This is a genomic window from Bacillus coreaensis (genome assembly GCF_050586445.1).
Taxonomy (GTDB): domain Bacteria; phylum Bacillota; class Bacilli; order Bacillales; family Cytobacillaceae; genus Robertmurraya_A; species Robertmurraya_A coreaensis.
In genome coordinates, this window is record NZ_JBOCCY010000016.1 from 55,112 (window position 1) to 78,607 (window position 23,496).

Here is a 23,496-nt window from a genome sequence, read left to right on the forward strand (position 1 = left end):
GGATGGGGTTTCTAATTGGGAGAGAAGATACATGTCCAAAAAATTGGTCTTTTTTGATATTGATGGAACATTATATAATGAAGAAAAAAAGTTACCACAATCGGCAAAGGAATCTATTCAGCAGTTAAAGGATCTAGGTCATCAGGTTGCTATTGCCACAGGAAGATCTCCTTTTAATATAACCGAGATTCGTAAGGAGTTAGAAATAGATAATTATGTAAGCTTTAATGGACAGTATGTCGTATTAAATGGACAAGTGATATACAAAAATCCAATCAACACCTCAGCTTTAGAAGAACTTACAAATTATTCAACTAAAAATCAACACCCGATTGTGTATCTTGATCACGAGGATATGAAGGGGAATGTAGAGTCACATACAATGTTAGAAGCAGCTGTTGGTTCTTTAAACGTGAGTGGAAAGGTTGGATATGATCCTCTATACCACCGAGATCGAGAAATATATCAATCCTTTTTAATATATAGAGATGAAGATCAAGTGGATTATAAATCAGCATTTCCTCAATTAGATTTTATTCGTTGGCATGACTATGCGGTTGATGTGTTACCTGCTGGTGGATCAAAGGCGATAGGAATTCAAGCGGCTATGAACCATTTTGGTATTGCACCTGAGCATGTGTATGCTTTTGGAGATGGATTAAATGATATTGAGATGCTTTCCTTTGTTAAGAATAGCGTAGCAATGGGAAATGCACACGAAAAGGCGAAGAGTGCTGCTAAATACGTAACCAAGCATGTGGATGAAGATGGGATCGCATACGGATTAGAATTGGTCGGACTGTTGAAATAAAAAAACATCGTCAGAAGGAATCTGACGATGTTTTTTTCTATATTAAAAAGATGGCTACAATCGTGGTAACGATGAGACCAATACAAACTGGAAGCAGGTTTCGTCTAGCTAATTCAAACGGGTCAACATTACAAATGGCGGCTGCCGGAATCAGAGCCCAAGGAACTAATGTTCCACCCCCAACCCATATGGCCGAAATTTGGCCGAGAGCCGTTAATGTGGCAGCACCTGCACCAATTCCTTCAGCAAACAGGTTGGCAACAGAACCAGCCAATGAAATGCCTGAGAAACCTGATCCATCTAACCCAGTAATAGCTCCGACCGTTGTAAGAGTTACGGCTGCAATTTCATTGCTTAACGGAACAATACCAGCTAAGGAGATACTAAGGTCATTGACGATCCCTTGTGATGCTTCCGGTAAATATTCTCCAATGATGACTGAAAAGCCAGCATCGCCAAGATAAAAGAAGGCAGCAATCGGAATAACAGGTCCAAAAACCTTAAAACCAAATTGAAATCCTTCTATTAAGTAGCTTGTTGTTTTTTCAAGTCCTTTGTTTTTATGCCCAACGATTGTAATTAGTATGAGGATAACGATCGATGTTCCACCAACTAATGCCGTTGCGTCCCCTCCTTGTAAATCGAGTAAGAACATGGCGACAACATCTAATAAAAATAAAATGGGAATCATCAATGAGAAAAATCTTTTCTGTTTAAGAGATAATAAGTTTTTCTCTGTATTTTCATCCGTAGACTTAGATTGAATATAAGAAGTTGTGGTTAGCTTCCCGAGCTTCATATCTCTTTTTAAAAAGAAGAAAGCAGTTATGGTGGTAACAGCACCCATGACGATGACAAGAGGAACACTCGCACTAATGACCTCACTAACTGGTAATCCAGCAGCATCAGCAGTTAATTTTGGTGCAGCCTGAATTATAAAATCACCTGAAAGCGCAACTCCATGACCAAATAAGTTCATAGCCATTGCCACACCTAATGCAGGTAGACCGACTCGGATTGCAACAGGTAGTAATACGGCACCTAAGAGTGCAACGGCAGGAGACGGCCAAAAAAACCAAGAAATAACCATCATCAAAATACCGATCGTCCAGTATGCGAGTGCTGGTGTACGGATGATTTTTGCAAAAGGAGAAATCATCACATCATTAATACCGGTTGCAGTTAAACTTCTACTCATAGCTACGATTATGGAAATGACTAGAATAGTTGGGAGCAACTCAGTAATAGCATAAATAAAACTAGAAAATATATCACTAATAGAAGCGCTAAGTGAACCGGTAGCAGTAATCGCTATTAAAAAAATTCCCGTTATACACACGAGTGAGGTATCTCTTCTCATGACCATGAAACCTATAATTAAAATGATAAAGGAAAGGTAAATCCAATGTAATGCTGTTAACTCAATACCCATCGAACAAACTCCTTTCTCCTATAAAAGGGAGCATGCCTTTTTAGGCTGTTTCCCTAATATGGTTGGTTGCTACAGAATATGTAAAATGGGCAAAGATGTGAGAGGGAAAAGAAAATCTTTCCGTCTCTAGACGGAGAAAAAGAACACCTAGAGTTTGGTTCAAGTTTACAAAAGAAGAGGTAAAATGAATGAAGGAGAAAATAGAAAAGTATCGAATTATTAAGCTATTGATTGAAAGTAGGCGGATGATTTGAGATATCAAACTATAAACCAAGTGCTTTTTGCAATAATGCTCTTACTTGTAGGGGGTGTGCTCCTTCTCGTTAATATAGGTGTCATTTCCTTGGAAATAACAGAGTTATTTGTCGTTTCTTATCCATTTCTGCTATTTGTCATTGCGACGATTCTTTTTATAAAAGCCTTAGTTGAAAGGGTAAATTTGTTTTTCTCTCTATTTTTATTACTTTTTTCTTCTATATTAATATTCGATCGATTTGGTAAATTAGATTTTGGATTTTGGGAGTTTTGGAAGCTTTGGCCCTATATGATTATTTACATTGCTGTTAGCATTCTGACTAGAAGAAACAAAATTAAGTTTCATTTTCAGGAGGATATGCCTATAGATGCGTTTAGAACCATGAGTGAAAAAGGAAGGAAAAAGAGAAAAAGAGCTAGAGGATTTTCGATTGGTGATGTTAGTTTTAAACAAGCGAATTGGTCAGTAGAGCCAATGGAGCTCTATAACACAATTGGAGACTATTTCATTGATTTTAGCCAAGCATATATTCCGGAAAAAGAAACTCCGATCATCGTTCAAGGGTGGATTGGAGATGTCAAGATGATCATACCAGAAGATGTTCCTGTTTTTGTCCAATCTTATATTAAGGTAGGAGATATTCGTATCTTTGATAAGGAAACCGATTCAATCAATCGTGGATTAACTTATCAATCGCCAGGTTACGAGGAAGCTGTTAGAAAGTTAAAGATATCGATTGAGTTGAAAATTGGATCTGTACGTATTGATAAGGTATAGGTGAAGCTTATGAAGAAAAGAGTGGGGATTCGTTTCTGGTTTTTGCAAAGTTTTATTATGATGGCATTCATTAGTTCTCTTTGTTTCTTTCTAGGATTACAAATATATGTATTTAATGTGCAATCAAGCTTATCCATACATACAACCTTTTGGCTTACCCTCTATGTTTTTTTGATCCTATTGCTTATTGGGGGTTATTTTGGCATTAAGGGAAGTTATTTAATTAAAGGAAGATTGTCAGATATCTACTTGTTTATTTCTACGCTAAGAAGTGGGAAGTTTTCTGAGAGAATACCAGAATTTGAGAAGGATGAAATTGGCCTTATTACCGAAGAATTAAACCATTTGGCTGAATATATTCAGGATCAAGTATATTCCACGAGAAGATTAGCTGATGAAAAGACTGCGCTTGCACAGACTGCACATGCTGCTGCAGTCATGGAAGAACGACAACGATTGGCAAGAGATCTTCATGATGTGGTTAGTCAGCAATTGTTTGCGCTCAGTATGATTAGCTCAGCTACCATCCGAACATTTGATAATAACCCGTTAAAAGCGAAGGAACAATTAGAACAAATATCAGAAATTGCGGTTAAAGCACAAGGTGAAATGAGAGCATTATTACTTCATCTTCGACCAGTTCAGTTAAAAGATGATAGTCTATGCGATGGTGTAATCAAGTTAATTCAAGAGTTAAAATGGAAAACTGGCCTTGAATTTCAAGCAAGCATTGATGAGCTTGATTGTGTTTCAAAAGCAATGGAAGAGCATTTGTTTCGTATTATTCAAGAAGCACTGTCCAATATTTTAAAACATGCAGAAGCTACAAAAATAACCATAACGTTAACTGAAAAGGAATCGTATATTTATTTGTTTATAGGAGATAACGGAAAAGGCTTCGACCCAGAGATTGTTCGTATGACGTCTTATGGAATGAAAACAATGAGAGAACGATGTGAAGAGATCGGTGGTATTTTTACGATTCGCTCCAAAAAGAAGGAAGGTACATATATTGATATTAGAATACCTGTGACCGGGAGGGGGACTGTATGATTAGACTAGCTGTCGTAGATGACCATGAAGTGGTACGTAAAGGAATTATCTCATATTTACAGACTGAACCAGATATTGAGATTGTAGGAGAAGCTAATTGTGGAAAAGATGCAGTGACTCTAGTTGCTGATAAAAAGCCGGATGTTGTTCTGATGGATTTACTTATGGAAGATGGTACGGGAATTGATGCAACCAAAGCCATTTTATCTTTTAACCCTAATTGTAAAATTATTATCATTACTAGCTTTTATGATGATGAACAAGTATTTCCAGCGATTGAGGCTGGGGTATATAGCTATATGCTAAAAACAGCAACGGCTGATGAAATCGTTCAAGCGATTAGAAAAGCGGCTCGAGGCGAATCAGTGATCGAACCAAAAGTTGCCAATCGTATGATGAGCCGTTTGAGAGTAAAAGAAAAGAAACCGCATGATGAGCTCACAGATAGAGAAATGGAAGTATTAATATGCATTGGTGATGGAAAAACGAATCAGGAAATTAGTAATGAGCTATACATCGGTGTGAAGACGGTGAAAACTCATGTAAGTAATATCTTGGGTAAATTACAAGTGGCAGATCGAACTCAGGCGGCCGTATATGCAAATCGAAATGGACTAATGAAATTTAAAGAGGGCCGGGATGGATAGCATTCCCGGCTTTTTTCTTATTCCTTCTCTAGCACAAGATGATATTTTGTCACAAAGGAAGGTCTAGAGAAGATTTGTGGTTTCTGCTGATCAATTCCTTTCTCGGTTCTACTTTTCTCATGAGCCTTTTCATAAGCCTTAGACTCCTGCCAATTTAAAAAGTCCTTTTCTTCCTTCCATGCAGTCAAAATGATGTATGTATCGTTAGAAAGGGGACGTAGCACTCGAATGGCTGCAAATCCAGGTTCCTGCTCAATGAGTCTTGCCCGATTTTTAAAGCGATACTCGAACACCGGCCTACCTTCTTCGCTAACAGGAATATTGTTAAACACATAATATGCTCCATTTGCCAATTCCCCCGATTGATCAATGGCTTCATATTTCCTTGGGGAGGCAAAGACTGTATTCCCATCTGTTTCATGGATGAGAAGTGTTGTTTCATTATCCTGCATTAGGAGCATCTTTTCTTGAAAATGCTTTTCCTTTAATGAGTGCATAAACTCATAGGTCCCATTCGTCATAAAGATATTCATACTCTTTCACCCCTTATAATGTATAAATTAATTATAACGAGAAGAGCTAGCCAATCCTAATTTCAACTTGTTTTAGAAGAAAAACCATTATCTAAAAAAAGAAGATTTTTTGACAGATGAGGCGGTTATCTATACATCTATAGTAGAAAAAGCTATATTAGAAGATGTGTATGTAAGCGCAGTATTTTTAAAATATGAGTAAAGTATATTAAAATGGGAGTTAGCTTGTTTTTTGAAAGGGGTCAACATAATGGTAAGACAAATTAATGAAACATTTTTAAAGGCAGCAAGAGGAGAACAAACGGATTATACCCCTGTTTGGTATATGAGACAGGCAGGAAGGTCTCAACCTGAATATCGTGAAATTAAAGAAAAATACTCTTTATTTGAAATCACTCATCAGCCTGAGCTTTGTGCTTATGTAACAAGACTTCCAGTGGAGCAATACGATGTCGATGCAGCCATTTTATATAAAGATATTATGTCACCGCTACCTGCAATCGGAGTCGATGTAGAAATAAAATCAGGAATTGGACCGGTCATTTCAAATCCTATTAGATCATTTACTGATGTAGAGAAATTAGGCGAGATTCACCCAGAAGAGGATGTTCCATATGTGCTTGATACAATAAAGCTTCTAACGGAGGAACAATTAAATGTGCCCCTTATCGGATTTGCGGGAGCACCTTTTACACTAGCTAGCTATATGATTGAAGGTGGTCCTTCGAAAAACTATAACAAAACCAAATCATTTATGTACTCAGAACCAAAGGCATGGTTTGCGCTAATGGATAAATTGGCTGAGATGACTATTACATATGTGAAATCCCAAATAAAAGCCGGCGCACGTGCCATTCAGATCTTTGATTCTTGGGTTGGTGCCTTAAATGTTCAAGACTATCGCTATTTTATTAAGCCAGTGATGAATCGAATTTTTAGTGCACTTAGAGAAGAAAATGTCCCATTAATTATGTTTGGTGTGGGTGCAAGCCATTTGGCACTAGAATGGAATGATCTACCGCTGGATGTGGTTGGGTTAGATTGGCGTTTACAAATTGAAGAAGTTCGCCAAATGGGAGTTCATAAAACGGTTCAAGGAAACTTAGATCCAGCTATTTTATTGGCTCCATGGGAAGTAATAGAGGAGCGTGCCAAAGCGATACTTGATCAAGGACTTGCGCACCCTGGGCATATTTTTAACCTAGGACATGGTGTGTTTCCTTCCGTTAACCCTGAAACATTAAAGCGACTAACAACTTTTGTTCATGAATATACTGCAGCAAACAAGCGTAATAATTCTTAAGTGATAATTATTATTATATTTTAAGTATTATTACTAGCACTATCACGTTTTTTTTGGCAAAATAAATGAATGAGTGAAAAAATTGCTGAAATATCGTGAAGAAACAGGATGTGAGGGATATTATGACAAAGAAAGTAATGGGGCTTTTAGTAATGGCCTATGGAACTCCTTACAAGGAGGAGGATATTGAACGTTATTATACGCATATTCGCCATGGCCGTAAGCCATCTCCTGAAATGCTAGAGGATTTAAAAAATCGCTATGAAGCAATTGGTGGCATTTCTCCACTTGCTAAAATAACGCAAGAACAAGGAGAGAAATTACAGGAGCATTTAAATAGAGTTCAGGATCAAGTGGAATTTAAGCTTTACTTAGGCTTAAAGCATATCGAACCGTTTGTTGAAGATGCTGTGAAACAAATGCACGACGATGGCATTCAAGAAGCAGTGAGTATCGTGCTTGCGCCGCATTTCTCTACCTTTAGCGTAAAGTCATACAACGGACGAGCACATGAGGAAGCGGAGAAACATGGAAATCTTAAAATTACATCAGTTGAAAGCTGGTTTGATGAGCCTAAGTTTATTCAGTATTGGTCTGAGAAAGTAAGGGCAACTTTTGATTCTATGCCAGCAGAAGAAAAAGATCATTCGGTTTTAATTGTTTCTGCTCACAGCTTACCTGAGAAAATCCTTCAATCGGGGGATCCATATCCGGATCAGCTTCAAAAAACAGCTGATTACATTGCTGAGAGTGCCGGTGTAAAAAACTATGCTGTAGGCTGGCAAAGTGCTGGGAATACACCAGAGCCATGGCTTGGACCTGATGTTCAGGATTTAACGAGAGAGTTATACGAAAAGAATGGTTATAAAGCATTCGTATACACACCAGTTGGCTTTGTGGCAGACCATCTAGAGGTTCTTTATGATAACGATTATGAGTGTAAGATTATTACGGAAGAATTAGGTGTGTCGTATTACCGACCAGAAATGCCGAATTCACAACCATTATTCATTGATGCGATGGCGACAGTTGTACTGGACAAGTTAAAAGAGATAAAGTAAACAACTTTTAGAAAAGAAGGCGATTAACCGTGTTGGAAGAAAAAAAGAAGGTTGTCATAATTGGGGGAGGCATAACAGGTATAACAGCTGCTTACTACTTACAAAAGGAAGCTCGTGAAAAGGGCTTACCGATTGACGTATGTCTTGTTGAAGCAACGCATCGTCTAGGCGGAAAAATACAGACTGTTGTTCGTGACGGTTTTGTCATTGAAAGAGGTCCGGACTCCTACCTAGAGAGAAAGCAAAGTGCCACGCGTCTTGTAAAGGAAGCAGGACTGGAGTCAAAGCTTGTGAACAATACAGCTGGGAAATCGTATGTATTGGTTCAAGAGAGGCTGCATCCGATGCCAGGTGGTTCTGTTATGGGTATCCCAACACAACTGGCCCCATTTGTTACGACTGGACTATTTTCTATTCAAGGAAAGTTAAGAGCCGCAGCTGATTTTGTTTTACCAAAGTCAAATCCAGTTGAGGATCAATCATTAGGTACCTTCTTTAGGAGAAGATTAGGAGATGAAGTGGTTGAAAATTTAATTGAGCCACTTCTTTCGGGTATCTACGCAGGGGATATTGACCAAATGAGCCTCATGGCTACCTTTCCACAGTTTTATCAGGTAGAACAAAAATATGGCAGCTTAGTTCTGGGAATGAAAAAGGCAACACCCCAAGCTCCGAAAAAATCGACTGAAACAAAAAGTAAAGGTATTTTCTTAACACTGACTTCTGGGTTACAGTCTTTAGTGGACGGAATTGAAGCAAAACTTGAGGTCGGGTCGGTGTTGAAGGGAATCCGTATTGACCGAATTAAAAAACTGGATAAAGGATACAAGCTTGAGTTAAACAATGGAGACAAACTTGCAGCTGATGCGATTATCTCAGCGGTACCACATCATGTAACACATGCGATGTTTCAACAGTATGATTTCTTCGATCCTTTTGAACATATGCCATCAACTTCAGTGGCAACTGTTGCATTGGCTTTTCCAAAAGAAGCAGTAGAAAAGGATATCAATGGGACCGGATTTGTCGTGTCTAGAAATAGCGATTATTCGATAACTGCCTGTACGTGGACACATAAAAAATGGCCACATGCATGCCCTGAAGGTAGTGTTCTGCTTCGATGTTACGTTGGTCGTCCTGGCGATGAGGCGATTGTAGATTTATCTGATGATGAGTTAACTAGAATTGTTCTTGAAGACTTGAATAAAACCATGAATATCACTATGGATCCTGATTTTGTTATTGTTTCAAGGTGGAAGGATTCTATGCCTCAATACACCGTTGGACATAAACAAAGAATTGAAACGGTCAATGAGCATGTTGCGAAAGAATTGCCAGGTGTATTTTTAGCAGGAGCTTCTTTTGAAGGCTTAGGGATTCCTGATTGTATTGATCAAGGTGAGGCAGCAGTAAAAAAGGTATTACAATTTCTTCAATAAAATATTTTTAAGGGACTCTTTACTATGAGTCTCTTTTTCATTATTGACACAAACTCTAGAAAATGGTAAATTACTGATTATGCAAAATGACCATTTTGTTCATTTGGTCAGTTTTTGAGGTGAAGATATGGGGATTGATCGAAAAAAACTCATTGTTGAGGCTGCGACAAAGTCTTTTTCACAGTTTGGCTATAAAGCTACGACCATAGACCAAGTTGCCAAAATTGCAAATGTTGGTAAAGGAACGATTTATACCTTTTTTAAAAACAAAGAAGAGTTGTTTGATGAGATTATATCTAGCCTGATTAAGGAGCTAAAAGTAACAGCAGATGAAGCATTTTTAGGCGATTTGCCATTTCATGAAAAGCTGCATCAAGCATTGTATCAAATCCTTGAATTTCGGATGAGCCACCAGCTTTCAATTAAGCTTTTTCAGGAAGCAAGAGAAATTGGTACACCTGCAGTAGTAGATGTGATTATTCGGATGGAAAATAATATATTGAGAAATATTGAAGAACGAGTTGCCAAAGCCATTGAAACAGGAAGTATACAATCTTGTGACCCAAAGGTTACGGCGTTTGTTATGCTAAAGCTATATATTGCTTTAATTTTCGACTGGGAAAAAAATAATCCACCACTCGAAAAAGAAGAGATAGCCAAGTTATTCGAACAATATATATTTAAGGGTTTAGCCAAATAAGCCCTTCTTTTTTGTTATAAAATGACCAAATGAACATTTTAGTCAGTTTGAAAAAAGGGGAGAATAACAATTGAAAAATGATCTTCTAAAAGAAGAAATCACAGCGGTGTTTCGAAATCGGAAACTATTGATCCCACTTATTGCTGTACTTTTTATACCAGTCTTATATAGTGGGATGTTTTTATGGGCATTTTGGGATCCATATGATCACTTGAAGGATCTTCCCGTAGCGATTGTAAATGAAGATGAAGGTGCAACCTATGAAGGAAAAGAACTTCATTTAGGTGAGGACTTAGTCGCTAAGTTAAAGGAAAGTCAAGATTTTCATTTTGAGTTTGTTGATCGTGCAGTGGCAAACGATGACCTAGAAAACCAAAAATATTATATGATCGTCGAGATACCAGATGATTTTTCTGAAAATGCGACCACACTTTTAGATGAAAACCCAGAGAAGCTTGCACTTACGTATACACCAAATGAAGGCTATAACTTTTTAGCAGCACAAATTGGTGGCACTGCTATTGAAAAGATTAAAGCCTCTCTTTCAGCAAAAGTAACAGAAACATATGCAGAAAGTATGTTTGACAAAGTAGGAGAACTTGCAGATGGAATAACAAAAGCAAGTGAAGGTGCGAATGATTTAAGCACTGGAACAGCTGATCTTTTGGCAGGGACTTCAAACTTTCATGATAAGCTGACCCAATTTTCAAATGGAACAGAAAAGTTCTCGGAAGGAATGACTAGTGCTACGAACGGGACAATTGTCCTCAATAAAGGGGCGTCCAATTTATCAGCAGGTTTAGGACAATTAAGCAGTGGCCAAAACGAACTTATGACAGCCTCAAAGAGAATTCAAACGGGGCTAGGCAGTTTGCATCAAGGAATTACGGATGTAAACATAGGGCTAGAAACGGTGAATGATAAGGTTCCAGCGTTAATCGATGGAACAAGTGAGTTAATAAAAGGGGCGGCAACACTAGAAACCTCACTTGCCGAGTGGCAAAAAGGTGCCGAGGCGGTTAATGGTGGCGTAAAGGCGATCACTCAATCCTTACAGGCGGTCATTTCACAAATGCCTGAAGGCCAGGAGAGAAAAGTACTTGAACAAACACTGGCCTCTTTAGATTCAAATACTCAAATACTAGCAGAAAAATCGGCTCTTTTATCCGCCGGTGCAAGCAATCTTGAAAACGGCATGGGAACTTTACTAGCAGGACAAAAAGAACTTCAAGGTGGATTACATCAATTAGAAGAAGGTACGAAGGCTTTAGTAACAGGATCTACAGAGCTTTCTGCGGGACAAACAACGTTTGAGTCTGGCATGGAGTTATTTCAGCAAAAGCTTTCTGAAGCCTCAATTGGTGCCCAAAAAATTAGTGAAGGTACAAATGGGTTAGTGTCCGGCGTTACCGAGTTACCGGACGCATCAAAAACCATTGCGTCAAGTGCCAGCCAGTTACAAGAAGGTAGCGATAAAATTGTCGATGGTAACAACAGGCTACTAGACGGTAGCAATGAACTGTCAACGAAGCTAGCTGAAGGAGCAGACAAAGCATCCAGTGTTGATGCTACGGATAAAACATTTGATATGATGGCACAGCCAGTCGAAGTGAAGGAAAAGAAAGTAAATGAGGTATCAAACTACGGTACAGGGTTCGCTCCATACTTCCTGTCATTAGGATTATTCGAAGGTGCTTTACTTTTATCCATTGTGTTTCCTTTAAAGGAGCCAGCATCTATTCCTAAGAGTGGAATGAACTGGTTCATAAGTAAATTTTCTATTATTGGTGTAGTGGGCGTATTACAGGGGATTGTAGCAGCCACCGTGTTACTACTAGGTCTAGGATTACAGGTTGAAAGTATATTTTACTTTTATTTCTTTACGATTATTACTAGTATCACGTTTGTGGCTTTAATTCAATTATTGGTCACAACACTTGGAGATCCAGGTCGTTTTGTCGCCATTATCGTTCTTATTTTGCAATTAACAACAAGTGCAGGAACCTTTCCATTAGAGCTTATTCCAAACGCATTACAGCCGTTTAATTCATTATTGCCAATGACTTATTCGGTTCAAGGATTTAAAGCGATTATTTCAAGTGGGGATTACTCATTCATGTGGCATAACGTGTATATCCTTTTTGCGTTCGCTGTTGTTTGTGCGGTAGGTACCATTCTTTATTTTTCAAAAATGCATAAGCGCCAGTTTCGTGTAATGGCAGAATAAAAAATAGCCTCAGTCAGTTGACTGGGGCCTTTATTGTAAACTATGAATCTATATGTTTGTTACATCCATGCAATGCTCGCACTTATTGCCATAGCATTCATGTTGTTCTTCAATTTTATTCCCACATTGTACACATTCCTTCGGTGGTAAGTTTCTGAAAAATTCAACAATGCTCTCAAACATATAAGTTCCCCCTATTATGGTGTTTGAAACAGATTAATTATTAACTAAATTGTATTATAACAGTTTAGGTGTGTCAATCATTGTTTTACCTATTTTTCATAAATAAATAAAAAAGCTATAATAAACGATAGATATAATAATAAGCGGAGGGAATCGTTCAATGAAGCTCACAACGATAGGTTTTTGGGGTGGTTATCCAAAAGCAAATGAAGCTAGCACAGGCTATGTGTTAGAACATAACGGTTTTCAATTATTGATTGATTGTGGAAGCGCGGTTTTGTCTAAGTTACAAAATTATTACCAGCCTGAAGAACTAGATGCGGTTGTATTATCTCATTATCATGCCGATCATATTGCAGACATTGGCGCCTTGCAGCATGCTCGATTGATTCAAGGGTTTTTAGGGGCTCAGATGAATACATTACCGATTTATGCACATGATGGTGATGCGTATGAATTTTCTAAGTTAACGTACAAAACGATCACAAAAGGGATTGCTTATGATCCGAATGCTGAATTGAAAGTAGGTCCATTCACTATTCAATTTTTATTAACCAAGCACCCGGTTCCTTGTTATGCGATGAGATTTGAGGTTGATGGAAAAGCTCTTGTTTACACAGCAGATACTTCGTTTATTGAGGAGTTTGTTTCATTTAGTGAAGGAGCCGACGTACTTTTGTGTGAATGTAATTTCTATGCTAATCAGGACGGCAGGGGAGCTGGGCATATGAACAGCTTTGATGCTGGAAAGCTGGCAGCTAGAGCAAATGTTAAGCAACTCGTGTTAACTCATCTTCCTCACTATGGAGAACTTCAGCAGTTAGTGGAAGAAGCAAAGCAACATTATAATGGACTAATAGGCTTGGCCCACACCGGACAAGTGATTGAAATTTAAGGAGAGAGAAGTATGTTATTTATTGATAATAAAGGAATTACTGATCCAAGAATAAATTTAGCAATAGAAGAATATTGCCTGAAAAATTTAAATATAGAAGAAACATATCTACTTTTCTACATAAATGAACCATCTATTATCATTGGTAAAAATCAAAATACGATTGAAGAAATAAATACGGATTATGTTGAGGGTAACGGAATTCATGTAGTTCGTAGGCTTTCAGGTGGTGGAGCAGTTTACCATGACTTAGGAAATTTAAATTTCAGCTTTATTACTAAGGACGATGGAGAAAGCTTTCATAATTTTAAAAAGTTTACGGATCCGGTCGTTGAAGCTTTGCGTGAGCTTGGAGTACAGGCAGAATTAAGTGGGAGAAACGACATTTTGGTTGAGGGTAGAAAAATTTCTGGTAATGCACAGTTCTCCACAAAGGGACGAATGTTCAGTCATGGAACGCTTATGTTTGATTCTGAAATTGACCATGTTGTTTCAGCATTAAAGGTACGTAAGGATAAAATTGAATCAAAAGGGATTAAGTCGATTAGAAGCCGAGTCGCCAATATTTCGGAATTTTTAACAGAAAAGGTTTCAATGGAAGAGTTTCGTTCCCTGCTGCTTGAGAAGATCTTTGGCGGTACAGAGAAGATAAATGAGCATGTGTTAACTGAGGAAGATTGGAAAAATATACACAAACTTTCAAAAGAACGTTATCAAAATTGGGATTGGAATTACGGAAAGTCTCCCAAGTTTAACCTTCAGCACTCGCACCGTTTCCCAGTGGGACATATTGATGTGAGGTTGGAAGTGAATAAAGGGGTGATTGAAAGCTGCAAAATTTATGGTGATTTCTTTGGAGTTGGAGATGTCAGCGATATAGAGGAAAAGCTAACGGGAATTCGCTATGATAAAGCTGTGATACAATTAGCGTTGGACGATGTAAATATTAAACATTATTTCGGTAACGTAACAAAAGAAGACTTTTTACAATTAATTTATTAACATGTTGGGGGACTATGAATGGCAATTTTAGTAACAGGTGGAGCCGGATATATTGGGAGCCACACAGTGGTAGAGCTTTTGAATCATGGAGAAGAAGTCGTGGTTGTAGACAATTTACAAACCGGTCATCTCCCAGCGGTAAAGGGCGCAACTTATTATCAAGTAGACTTACGCGATTCGAAAGCATTAAGTGAAGTGTTTTCAAAGCATTCGATTGAAGCCGTAATTCATTTTGCAGCAAGCTCTCTAGTAGGAGAAAGTGTAGAGAAGCCGCTCATGTATTACGAAAATAATCTTATTGCTTCACACTCACTGGTCTCTGTTATGGTGGAGCATCATGTGAAGAAAATTGTGTTTTCATCAACAGCAGCAACATACGGAGAGCCAAAAGAGGTTCCGATTTCAGAGGAGTCAGAAACGTCTCCCACGAATCCATATGGAGAAACAAAGCTTGCAATGGAAAAAATGTTCCGTTGGTGTGACGGGGCTTCCGGCTTAAAGTCGATATCCTTGCGCTATTTTAATGCCGCTGGGGCTCACCCGGATGGAATCATTGGAGAGGACCACTCACCTGAAACTCATTTAATTCCAATAATTTTGCAGGTAGCATTAGGTCAGAGAGAGCATATTGGTATCTATGGGGATGATTATCCGACAAAGGACGGAACATGTATCCGCGATTATATTCATGTTATGGACCTTGCTAACGCTCACTGGTTAGCTTTAGAATATTTGCGTAAAAATGAGGTAAGTGATGTGTTCAACCTTGGAAATGGCCGAGGCTTTTCGGTAAAAGAGGTAATTGAAACAGCAAGAACAGTTACAAAGCATGAAATTCCAGCTATAGTTAGTCCACGTCGAGCGGGCGATCCAGCTGTGTTAATTGCATCATCTGGAAAAGCTCAGGAAACTCTAGGTTGGAAGCCAAAGTATAACCAGTTAGAAACCATTATTGAAACAGCATGGAATTGGCACCAGAACAATCCTAATGGTTATGAAAAATAGTATGTAGGTGGGGCTCCGTGGGATGGAGCCCCTTTTGGGTGTTATTGAAGGATGCGGTTTTGCTGATTGCTCTGCATGCCTTGCATATTCTGCATTCCTTGTGTAGCTTGGATACCTTGGATACCTTGGGAACCACCTGATGTAGCGAACGAATTGACTAGCTGTTGTGTATCTTCTTCTTTTAGCTGAGGAACCTGATAATATTCCTTTTTGTTTTGATATAAGAAGATTTCGTACGCCATTTCCAAATAGTTAGGGATACTATCCTGAAGCACGCGTCGAACAATCGGATTCGTTGCTTCACCGGCAGCCATCGTCATCGTTTGTGCAGATGACTTCATACAGCTAAGCATGAGAGATGATAAACACTTATCATCAATTTCGGCTGCAGATTGTTTCGGTTTAGTTGGTTGGGAGGATTTCATACCATAAACAACATCATTGGATTGCTTCATCATATAGCTAGAAGTTGGGTGACTTGGATCTTGTCCAGTTTTAAAGCACTCGACCAACACATTATATTGATCCGTAATAAATTGACGTTGTCGAACGACAATATCCTTTAACTCTGGATCCTTAATCTGTTGCTCGAACATTAAATATTGATCAATCGTACCAAGGGTACCCGAAATCACCTCATGCACATCAAGAATTTCATGTGCCCCATGATTCACAGTTCTTGCCATATTCGGTGAAGCCATCATATTATTTGTAGAAGCCGTTTGCATGTTGTTTTGCTGTTGTTGTGTTATCATCCGTCTCAACCCCCACTTTCGGATTTGTACAGCGAAATACCGTACGTGTCTATTATGGTGAAAGATGAGGGGGAGCATACGAGGTGAAAATTTGGGAAAAATGGTTTTTATAACCTAGGTAATTTCTTGATGATGGTGATTGAGTGCCCGCGGACCAAGGAAAAAAGAGCTCATGGTAACTGAAACAATGATTGAGTGCCCGCGGACCAAGGAAAAAAGAGCTCATGGTAACTGAAACAGTGATTGAGTGCCCGCGGACCAAGGGAAAAAGAGCTCATGGTAACTGAAACAGTGATTGAGTGCCCGCGGAGCAAGGAAAAAAGAGCTCATGGTAACTGAAACAATGGTTGAGTGCCCGCGGAGCAAGGAAAAAAGAGCTCATGGTAACTGAAACAATGGTTGAGTGCCCGCGGACCAAGGAAAAAAGAGCTCATGGTAACTGAAACAGTGATTGAGTGCCCGCGGAGCAAGGAAAAAAGAGCTCATGGTAGCTGAAACAGTGATTGAGTGCCCGCGGAGCAAGGAAAAAGAGCTCATGGTAACTGAAACAATGATTGAGTGCCCGCGGAGCAAGGAAAAAAAAGCTCATGGTAACTGAAACAATGATTGAGTGCCCGCCGACCAAGGGAAAAAGAGCTCATGGTAACTGAAACAATGATTGAGTGCCCATGCACCCAAGGCAAAAGTTCAAAAGGTAAATTTAAAGACTTCTTTAACTATACAAAGTAAAATAAGTTTTTTGCTTGTATCCCTTTTTTATGAAATTTTGTGACAACACTCGCCTCACAGTCTTCTTCGACTTCACCATACCCCCGCACCACTCATAAATACCATTCGTAGTTACAACTGATCCGGAAACAGCAGCATAAACTCATGAACGCTTCTAACGATTGCATCGTCAATACTTTCAATTGTTCCGCATGTACAGACCAATCTCGTTTCTGTAGTATCTTTGAAAAATGTGTAGCAATGGGAACAATAAATTCCCTTTTGCAGCATCTCATATGAATATTCAGGTTTCCTTTTTATAGGAGATGTCGTCAAATGATGAGTGAGAAGTTTATTTGCCATTTTCTCATGTAGGTGAGTCATTTTGGTTGGTTTGTTGGCGAGTGTTCTTAGTAAACGCTGGATTTGGGTAGGGTAGATAATGGGTGTTTTCATGGGGGCTTGATAGAGGGTGAACTCAGGGTTTACAAAAACTAAAATTGGTTCAATAGGAAGCATACAGCCATGTTCTTGTAAAAAGCGTCGCAGCAAGGATTCGCTTCTTTGTAACTGTTCTAGAGGATTTTTAATTTCCTTATCTGATGAGGTATACCAACGGTCTCCTCTAACAAAAAAATCCCCTTCAAAATTTTTTACTTCAAACAACAAAACGGATTCTTGAAAAATTGCTAGGGAATCCATTTGAAAAAGGTTATTACCGGAATCAAGTAGAACATCATTTAACAGTAAAAACTCATTCGTCAATGTACTAATATATTGATCAAATAACAATTCGCCAGCGTAGCCCTTCTCAAGACGTTGGTAATGAGAAACATCCTTTTCAGACAAGCTCATTCGTAAAAATAAACTGCGATATAACAATAGGTTTTCCGACTCTTTTCTAGATTTAAGTAACATCTTCCACATCCTTTCTTTTTCAGTGTATATCTTCCCAAACGATTTGTCTAAAAATTCGTAAATGTATGCGTTTACACTTGTAAGCCTTATTACCAACCAATATAATGGAAGTAGTGGTTTATTTTTATTTATGAATGAATGATCATTCATAATAAGAACGAGAATGCGAACAAACACACACCTAAGACCACCATATGAACAAACCAAAACAACCAAATAAAGGGGATGGAGCGATGAATTTATCTGCTCAGTTACACGAGACAGCAAAAGCATTGCCTCAAAAAACAGCATATTATTTTAATGACGAGGCTAGTACGTATGCTGAATTGGATGGGGCAATTACGAAGTTTGCTTCAGGGCTAGAGTCACTTGGGGTCAAAAAAGGGGATCATATTGCGTTACTTTTGGGGAATTCACCCTATTTTGTTGTTAGTTTGTACGGAGCACTGCGATTAGGGGCAACAGTGATTCCGGTGAATCCGATTTATACTCCGGATGAAATTGGCTATATTATTAAAAACGGGGATGTAAAGACTGTTGTTGCACTGGATCTATTACTTCCACTTGCAGAAAAAATGCATCATTTACTGCCTGAGGTTGAAAATTACATCATTTGTGAAACACCTCAAGGTAAGGAACGTGGACTCAATAATAGCAACTTAACGGTTGGAGATAAGCTACATACATTTACAAACGTACTCGCATCGGGTGACTTAAGTTATCAGGGGCCAGAGCTTAATGAGGATGATGTGGCAGTGATTTTGTACACATCAGGTACAACTGGAAAGCCAAAGGGTGCCATGCTCACTCACAAAAACTTATATAGCAATGCAAAAGATACAGGCGATTATTTGAAAATGAACGAGGACGACCGTGTTATTACAACTCTTCCGATGTTTCATGTGTTTTGCTTAACGGTCGCTCTTAATGCACCTTTATTGAGTGGGGCAACCATTCTAATTGATCCAAAATTTAGCCCTGCTGAAATCTTCCGCTTATCAAAGAAATATGAACCGACTGTATTTGCGGGTGTACCTACTATGTATAACTTCCTTTACCAATACGAAGCTGGAGATCCGAAGGACTTACAATCCTTACGATTATGTATTTCCGGTGGTGCTTCGATGCCGGTTTCCTTGCTCGAAAACTTTGAGAAGAAGTTCAACGTGCTTATTTCTGAAGGATACGGACTTTCTGAAGCTTCACCGGTTACTTGCTTTAATCCGCTCGATCGTCCACGAAAGGCAGGTTCGATTGGTCAGTCCATTATTCATGTGGAAAACAAGGTTGTGAATGAATTAGGAGAAGAGGTTCCTGTCGGCCAGGTTGGTGAGCTTATCGTTTCCGGTCCTAATGTGATGAAGGGCTATTATAAAATGCCGGAGGAAACACAGGCGGCTATTCGGAATGGCTGGTTATACACCGGTGATCTAGCTCGAAAGGATGAGGAAGGTTATTTTTATATCGTTGACCGTAAAAAGGACCTCATTCTTGTCGGTGGTTACAATGTGTATCCGAGAGAAATAGAGGAAGTGCTTTATAGTCATCCCGATATAATCGAGGTGGCAGTGCTTGGCGTTCCTGATCCGGAGCAGGGGGAAGCGGTGAAAAGCTATGTGGTAACGAAGAATACAGAGCTATCAGAAGAGGACGTTCTTGCTTACTGCCGTGAGCGGTTAGCAAAATACAAGATTCCTAGTTCTGTAGATTTTCTTGAGGAGCTTCCAAAGAATACAACGGGAAAAATTTTACGAAGAGCGTTAAAACAACAAATCATTCAAGCATAGAATTAGTAAAAAGCAGGCTGAAATATGTCTGCTTTTTGATTGAAGGAGGAATGAGCGGTGTCCCTTATACTTTTTGAAAAAAAAGACTTCATCGGTTTTGTTACCTTGCATCGTCCGGATGCTATGAACGCTTTCAATTATGATTCCTTGCTGCAACTTCAGGCAATTGTGCAAAAAGTACGTCACGACCGTGAAGTTCGTGCTGTCTTATTCACCGGTGCAGGTGACAAAGCCTTTAGTGTAGGTGCTGATTTAAAGGAACGAAAACACCTCTCACCTGAGGATGTGATGAGAAATGTACACAAAATCGGAGAAGTATTTTCAGAAATAAGTGAGCTTCCTCAACCAACCATTGCAGCAATCAATGGATACGCCTTTGGTGGTGGAATGGAGCTGGCTCTAGCGTGTGATTTCCGTCTTGCGGTAAAAGGTACTAAAATGGGGTTGACCGAAACGAGTCTTGGAATCATACCAGGTGCAGGTGGTACACAGCGCTTGCCACGTTTAATTGGTGAAACAAAAGCATTGGAGCTTATATTAACTGCTAGAAAAATAACAGCTGAACAGGCAGAACAATTAGGGCTCGTGAACAAAGTGACCGAGTCTGATGTTCTTATGAATGAATCCTTAAAGCTAGCTAATGAGATGCTTGCTAATGCCCCTATTGCTCTTCAGCAAGCGAAATTTGCCGTTCATCAAGGGATGAGTGTAGATTTGAATACGGCATTAAAGATTGAAAGGAAAGCTTATGAGGTAACGATACCAACTGAGGATCGTAAGGAAGCGTTACAAGCCTTTAGTGAAAAGAGAAAACCAAATTTTCAAGGAAAGTAGATAAAAGGACCAGTCGAATCGATTGGTTCTTTTTTGTAGTATAATAAATATTTAGAAAATTTATAAAAAAGACTTGTAGAAAAGAACGGCTCCTTATATAATAATAGGTAGATATTTTAGTGCATGAAAGCATAAAAGTAAAAAAGTATAGAGAGAGAGTAAGAGGGGGAAATATTATGCTAAGAAAAATGAAATCACTCGCTGCCATTTCGATTGCAGGAGCATTATTCTTAAGTGGCTGTGGTACTTCAGAAACAGATAATGCAAATGGAGATTCAGAAGTAAAGACACTTAAAGTCGGTGTAACTCAGATTGTTGAGCATCCATCGTTAGATGCTGCACTTGAAGGCTTCCAAAAAGCGCTTGAAGAGGAAGGGCTTGAAGTGGAATATGATGTGCAAATTGCACAAGGAGACCAAAATAATAACCAATCGATTGCTAACAACTTTGTTGGTGATAAAGTGGACTTAATTTTTGCTAACTCTACACCAAGTGCATTGAGCGCGTTAAACGCAACAAATGAAATTCCAATTGTGTTTACCTCTGTTACTGATCCTGTAGGTGCGGCTCTTGTAACGGCTATGGATCAGCCAGGAGAAAATATTACAGGTACAACAGATACACATCCAGACGCGATTCCGAATATGGTTAATTTTATGAACGAGAACTTTAGTGGTAGTACGGTTGGAGTTATTTACAATTCAGGTGAACAAAATTCAGTTGCCCAAATCGATCTTGTTAAGGAAGCACTAAAAGGGACAGACTTGAAGCTTGCTGAAGCTACGGTTTCTACTTCTTCTGAAGTAAAGCAAGCAGCTGAATCATTAATTGGTAAGGCTGATATGTTCTATATCATTACTGATAACACAGTTGTTTCGGCTTTAGAGTCTGTTATTCAAGTAGCTAATGATGAAGATTTACCGTTGTTTGTAGGAGAGTTAGATTCAGTTAAACGCGGTGGTTTTGCAGCATTCGGCTTTGATTACGGTGATATCGGTTATGAAGCAGGAGTTATGGCTGCGCAAATCTTAAAAGGTGAAAAGAAGGCATCAGAATTACCTGTTCAGTATCCACAAAACTTAAAGCTATTAATCAACCAAACAGCTGCAAAGGAAATGGGTATTGAAATAAAGGACGAGTGGAAAGAACTTGCGGAACTTGTAGACTAATGAATATTGGTTTGGGCTTCTGGATTTATTCCTTGAAGCCCTTCCGTATTTAAGAAAGGAGAAGCATCTATGTTTACAGCGATTTTTTCATCAGTGGAGGCAGGTGCCATTTACGCCCTTATGGCGCTTGGAGTGTACTTGTCTTTTAGAATATTAGACTTCCCTGATTTAACAGTGGATGGTAGCTTTGTTACGGGAGCATCAGTTGCTGCTATATTAATTGTGTCAGGTACCAATCCTTTTATTGCAACCATGGCGGCACTTGTTGCAGGGTTTATTGCCGGTTGCATGACGGGGCTTCTTCACACTAAAGGAGGAATCAATCCCTTATTGTCTGGGATCTTAATGATGATTGCTCTTTATTCGATCAACCTGCGAATTATGGGGAAATCGAACGTTCCACTTTTATCAGAGGAAACGGTTATTACAAAAATTTCGGATTTTTGGTCGAATTTAAATATTGATCAGACAATTGGTTCGTTGTTTGCTTCCATAGGGTTAGCCGACTATACTCCAAAAACATGGGGAATTTTGCTTTTTATGCTCATCCTAGCATTTATTATTAAAGGATTGATTGATGCATTTTTAAAGACAGATATCGGTCTTGCATTGCGTGCGACAGGTGACAATGAAACGATGATTCGAAGCTTTTCTGCTAGCACGGATACATTAAAGGTAATTGGTTTAGGTATATCAAATGCCCTCGTTGCCTTTGCTGGTGCACTGGTCGCTCAGTACAATGGATTCAGTGATGTTGGAATGGGTATTGGTATGATTATCATCGGATTGGCATCGGTAATTATCGGTGAAGCAATCTTTGGAGCGAAAAATATTGTTCGTGCGACCTTCGCTGTAATCGGTGGTGCGATTGTCTATCGAATTATTGTTACTTTGGCGTTACGAGTAGAGTTTTTAGAAACGGGAGATATGAAGTTAATTACTGCGATTATTGTTGTTTCTGCCCTTGTTGTTCCTAAGCTGGTTAATCAGCAAAAAGAAAGACAACGTAAGAAAAAACGCCTGCTTGAATCAGCATTAAGACAAACTAACTCCTTAGAGAAGAGTGGTGAACAGCTTGCTGCAGCTAAATCAGATTTATAAAGTGTTCAATGAAGGCACACCGGATGAAAAGATTGCCATTAATCATGTGAATTTGTCTTTGAATAAGGGAGACTTTGTCACTGTGATTGGAAGTAACGGAGCTGGGAAATCAACTCTTATGAACCTTATTTCTGGAAAAATGTTTCCCGACATTGGTCAGGTGAAGGTAGATGGCCAGGATGTTACTTCCATGAAAGAGCATAAACGTTCTCGTCTCATTGGTCGGGTGTTTCAGGATCCGATGGCAGGAACAGCTCCTTCTATGACAATCGAAGAAAATTTAGCCATTGCCTTTTCGAGAGCATCCGCACGAGGATTGAGCCGTGGAGTAACCAAAAAACGCCGTGAGTTTTTTATCGAAAAATTAGAGTCGCTTCATCTAGGACTTGAAAATCGTCTTCAGGCGAAGGTGGGACTTTTATCAGGAGGGGAACGCCAAGCATTATCCTTATTGATGGCAACCTTTACAGATCCCAAAATCCTGCTCTTAGATGAGCATACAGCTGCTCTTGATCCATCACGAGCAGAACTTATTACAAACTTAACTAGAGATATTGTAAATGAAACGAACTTAACCACTTTAATGGTTACTCATAATATGCAACAGGCACTTGATCTTGGCAACCGACTGATTATGATGGATAGTGGTCAAATCATTTTTGAAGCAAATGAAGAGGAAAAATCAAAGCTAACTGTCGAAAAGCTTCTAGAGGAATTCCAGCGTATTCGTGGTTCTAAAATGAGTAGTGACCGTTCAGTGCTTGTATAGAGAACACATCAGAGAGACTCTCTGTGTGTTTTCTTTTTTGTGTTGATGGATATTATCTGTACAGGTATAATATTCGATACCTGAGTTTCCAGTTTTATGTATTTTGTAAGATTCATAGTCGATAGACAACA

General features: G+C 39.0%; 22 protein-coding genes. 17 read left to right on the top strand and 5 right to left on the bottom strand.

The features are described from left to right. Positions 1–31: 31 nt before the first annotated feature. Positions 32–811, top strand: coding sequence for a Cof-type HAD-IIB family hydrolase (locus ACQ5H4_RS19085; protein ID WP_430776574.1), 780 nt, complete (start codon positions 32–34; stop codon positions 809–811). A gap of 37 nt (positions 812–848) precedes the next feature. Here the strand turns inward: ACQ5H4_RS19085 and ACQ5H4_RS19090 are convergent, their stop codons facing one another. Beyond that, on the bottom strand, positions 849–2,243 hold the full coding sequence (locus ACQ5H4_RS19090) for a hypothetical protein (RefSeq protein ID WP_430776575.1): 1,395 nt from the start codon (positions 2,241–2,243) through the stop codon (positions 849–851). Positions 2,244–2,532: 289 nt separating this feature from the next. Between ACQ5H4_RS19090 and liaF the strand changes: the two genes are divergently transcribed. From liaF to ACQ5H4_RS19105, 3 genes are read left to right on the top strand one after another with little or no spacing between them, the layout of a single operon-like run. Next, positions 2,533–3,276, top strand: coding sequence for a cell wall-active antibiotics response protein LiaF (liaF, locus tag ACQ5H4_RS19095; RefSeq protein WP_430776611.1), 744 nt, complete (start codon positions 2,533–2,535; stop codon positions 3,274–3,276). A gap of 9 nt (positions 3,277–3,285) precedes the next feature. Further along, entirely contained in the window at positions 3,286–4,329 is a 1,044-nt protein-coding gene (locus ACQ5H4_RS19100; RefSeq protein WP_430776576.1) for a sensor histidine kinase, read from the top strand. Further along, complete coding sequence (locus ACQ5H4_RS19105) at positions 4,326–4,976, top strand: response regulator (protein WP_430776577.1); 651 nt, start codon at positions 4,326–4,328, stop codon at positions 4,974–4,976. The genes ACQ5H4_RS19100 and ACQ5H4_RS19105 overlap by 4 nt, the downstream gene beginning before the upstream one ends. A gap of 17 nt (positions 4,977–4,993) precedes the next feature. Here the strand turns inward: ACQ5H4_RS19105 and ACQ5H4_RS19110 are convergent, their stop codons facing one another. Beyond that, the gene (locus ACQ5H4_RS19110; RefSeq protein WP_430776578.1) at positions 4,994–5,509 is read right to left on the bottom strand and encodes an antibiotic biosynthesis monooxygenase family protein; all 516 of its coding nucleotides are present in this window, start codon (positions 5,507–5,509) and stop codon (positions 4,994–4,996) included. 250 nt (positions 5,510–5,759) lie between these two features. On the opposite strand from ACQ5H4_RS19110, the gene hemE reads away from it, so the two are divergent. The 5 genes from hemE (at position 5,760) to ACQ5H4_RS19135 (ending at position 12,239) form a co-directional block, all read left to right on the top strand. Next, positions 5,760–6,812 (top strand): uroporphyrinogen decarboxylase, encoded by a 1,053-nt coding sequence (gene hemE / locus ACQ5H4_RS19115; RefSeq protein WP_430776579.1) that lies wholly within the window; start codon positions 5,760–5,762, stop codon positions 6,810–6,812. Positions 6,813–6,934: 122 nt separating this feature from the next. Then, complete coding sequence (gene hemH / locus ACQ5H4_RS19120) at positions 6,935–7,873, top strand: ferrochelatase (RefSeq protein ID WP_430776580.1); 939 nt, start codon at positions 6,935–6,937, stop codon at positions 7,871–7,873. Between the two features lie 29 nt (positions 7,874–7,902). After that, positions 7,903–9,312, top strand: a complete 1,410-nt coding sequence (gene hemY / locus ACQ5H4_RS19125) for a protoporphyrinogen oxidase (protein WP_430776581.1) — start codon at positions 7,903–7,905, stop codon at positions 9,310–9,312. 127 nt (positions 9,313–9,439) lie between these two features. Then, positions 9,440–10,012 (top strand): TetR/AcrR family transcriptional regulator, encoded by a 573-nt coding sequence (locus ACQ5H4_RS19130; protein ID WP_430776582.1) that lies wholly within the window; start codon positions 9,440–9,442, stop codon positions 10,010–10,012. A 70-nt stretch (positions 10,013–10,082) separates the two neighbouring features. Beyond that, on the top strand, positions 10,083–12,239 hold the full coding sequence (locus tag ACQ5H4_RS19135) for a YhgE/Pip family protein (protein ID WP_430776583.1): 2,157 nt from the start codon (positions 10,083–10,085) through the stop codon (positions 12,237–12,239). A gap of 48 nt (positions 12,240–12,287) precedes the next feature. Here the strand turns inward: ACQ5H4_RS19135 and yhfH are convergent, their stop codons facing one another. Further along, positions 12,288–12,422, bottom strand: a complete 135-nt coding sequence (yhfH, locus tag ACQ5H4_RS19140; RefSeq protein ID WP_084362072.1) for a protein YhfH — start codon at positions 12,420–12,422, stop codon at positions 12,288–12,290. A 160-nt stretch (positions 12,423–12,582) separates the two neighbouring features. On the opposite strand from yhfH, the gene ACQ5H4_RS19145 reads away from it, so the two are divergent. Genes ACQ5H4_RS19145 through galE form a run of 3 tightly spaced genes read left to right on the top strand, consistent with a single transcriptional unit; the run spans position 12,583 to position 15,324 of the window. Next, a complete protein-coding gene (locus ACQ5H4_RS19145) occupies positions 12,583–13,317 on the top strand; it encodes an MBL fold metallo-hydrolase (RefSeq protein ID WP_430776584.1) in 735 nt (244 codons plus the stop codon). Between the two features lie 12 nt (positions 13,318–13,329). Further along, positions 13,330–14,319 (top strand): lipoate--protein ligase, encoded by a 990-nt coding sequence (gene lplA, locus ACQ5H4_RS19150; protein WP_430776585.1) that lies wholly within the window; start codon positions 13,330–13,332, stop codon positions 14,317–14,319. An 18-nt stretch (positions 14,320–14,337) separates the two neighbouring features. Next, complete coding sequence (gene galE, locus ACQ5H4_RS19155; RefSeq protein WP_430776586.1) at positions 14,338–15,324, top strand: UDP-glucose 4-epimerase GalE; 987 nt, start codon at positions 14,338–14,340, stop codon at positions 15,322–15,324. Between the two features lie 41 nt (positions 15,325–15,365). Here galE and ACQ5H4_RS19160 read toward each other — a convergent pair whose 3' ends face one another. Together ACQ5H4_RS19160 and ACQ5H4_RS19165 are read right to left on the bottom strand one after the other, a co-directional pair. Beyond that, positions 15,366–16,079, bottom strand: a complete 714-nt coding sequence (locus ACQ5H4_RS19160) for a spore coat protein (RefSeq protein WP_430776587.1) — start codon at positions 16,077–16,079, stop codon at positions 15,366–15,368. A gap of 840 nt (positions 16,080–16,919) precedes the next feature. Then, positions 16,920–17,705, bottom strand: a complete 786-nt coding sequence (locus tag ACQ5H4_RS19165) for a nuclease-related domain-containing protein (RefSeq protein WP_430776588.1) — start codon at positions 17,703–17,705, stop codon at positions 16,920–16,922. A 233-nt stretch (positions 17,706–17,938) separates the two neighbouring features. Between ACQ5H4_RS19165 and ACQ5H4_RS19170 the strand changes: the two genes are divergently transcribed. The 5 genes from ACQ5H4_RS19170 (at position 17,939) to ACQ5H4_RS19190 (ending at position 23,365) form a co-directional block, all read left to right on the top strand. After that, on the top strand, positions 17,939–19,492 hold the full coding sequence (locus ACQ5H4_RS19170) for a fatty acid--CoA ligase family protein (RefSeq protein WP_430776589.1): 1,554 nt from the start codon (positions 17,939–17,941) through the stop codon (positions 19,490–19,492). A 57-nt stretch (positions 19,493–19,549) separates the two neighbouring features. Beyond that, on the top strand, positions 19,550–20,326 hold the full coding sequence (locus tag ACQ5H4_RS19175; RefSeq protein WP_430776590.1) for an enoyl-CoA hydratase-related protein: 777 nt from the start codon (positions 19,550–19,552) through the stop codon (positions 20,324–20,326). A gap of 176 nt (positions 20,327–20,502) precedes the next feature. Then, entirely contained in the window at positions 20,503–21,495 is a 993-nt protein-coding gene (locus tag ACQ5H4_RS19180) for an ABC transporter substrate-binding protein (RefSeq protein WP_430776591.1), read from the top strand. A gap of 69 nt (positions 21,496–21,564) precedes the next feature. Further along, the gene (locus ACQ5H4_RS19185) at positions 21,565–22,596 is read left to right on the top strand and encodes an ABC transporter permease (protein ID WP_430776592.1); all 1,032 of its coding nucleotides are present in this window, start codon (positions 21,565–21,567) and stop codon (positions 22,594–22,596) included. After that, positions 22,571–23,365: an ABC transporter ATP-binding protein gene (locus ACQ5H4_RS19190; protein ID WP_430776593.1), complete on the top strand. Its 795-nt coding sequence runs from the start codon at positions 22,571–22,573 to the stop codon at positions 23,363–23,365. Before ACQ5H4_RS19185 ends, ACQ5H4_RS19190 begins: the two co-directional genes overlap by 26 nt. Positions 23,366–23,496 lie beyond the last annotated feature (131 nt).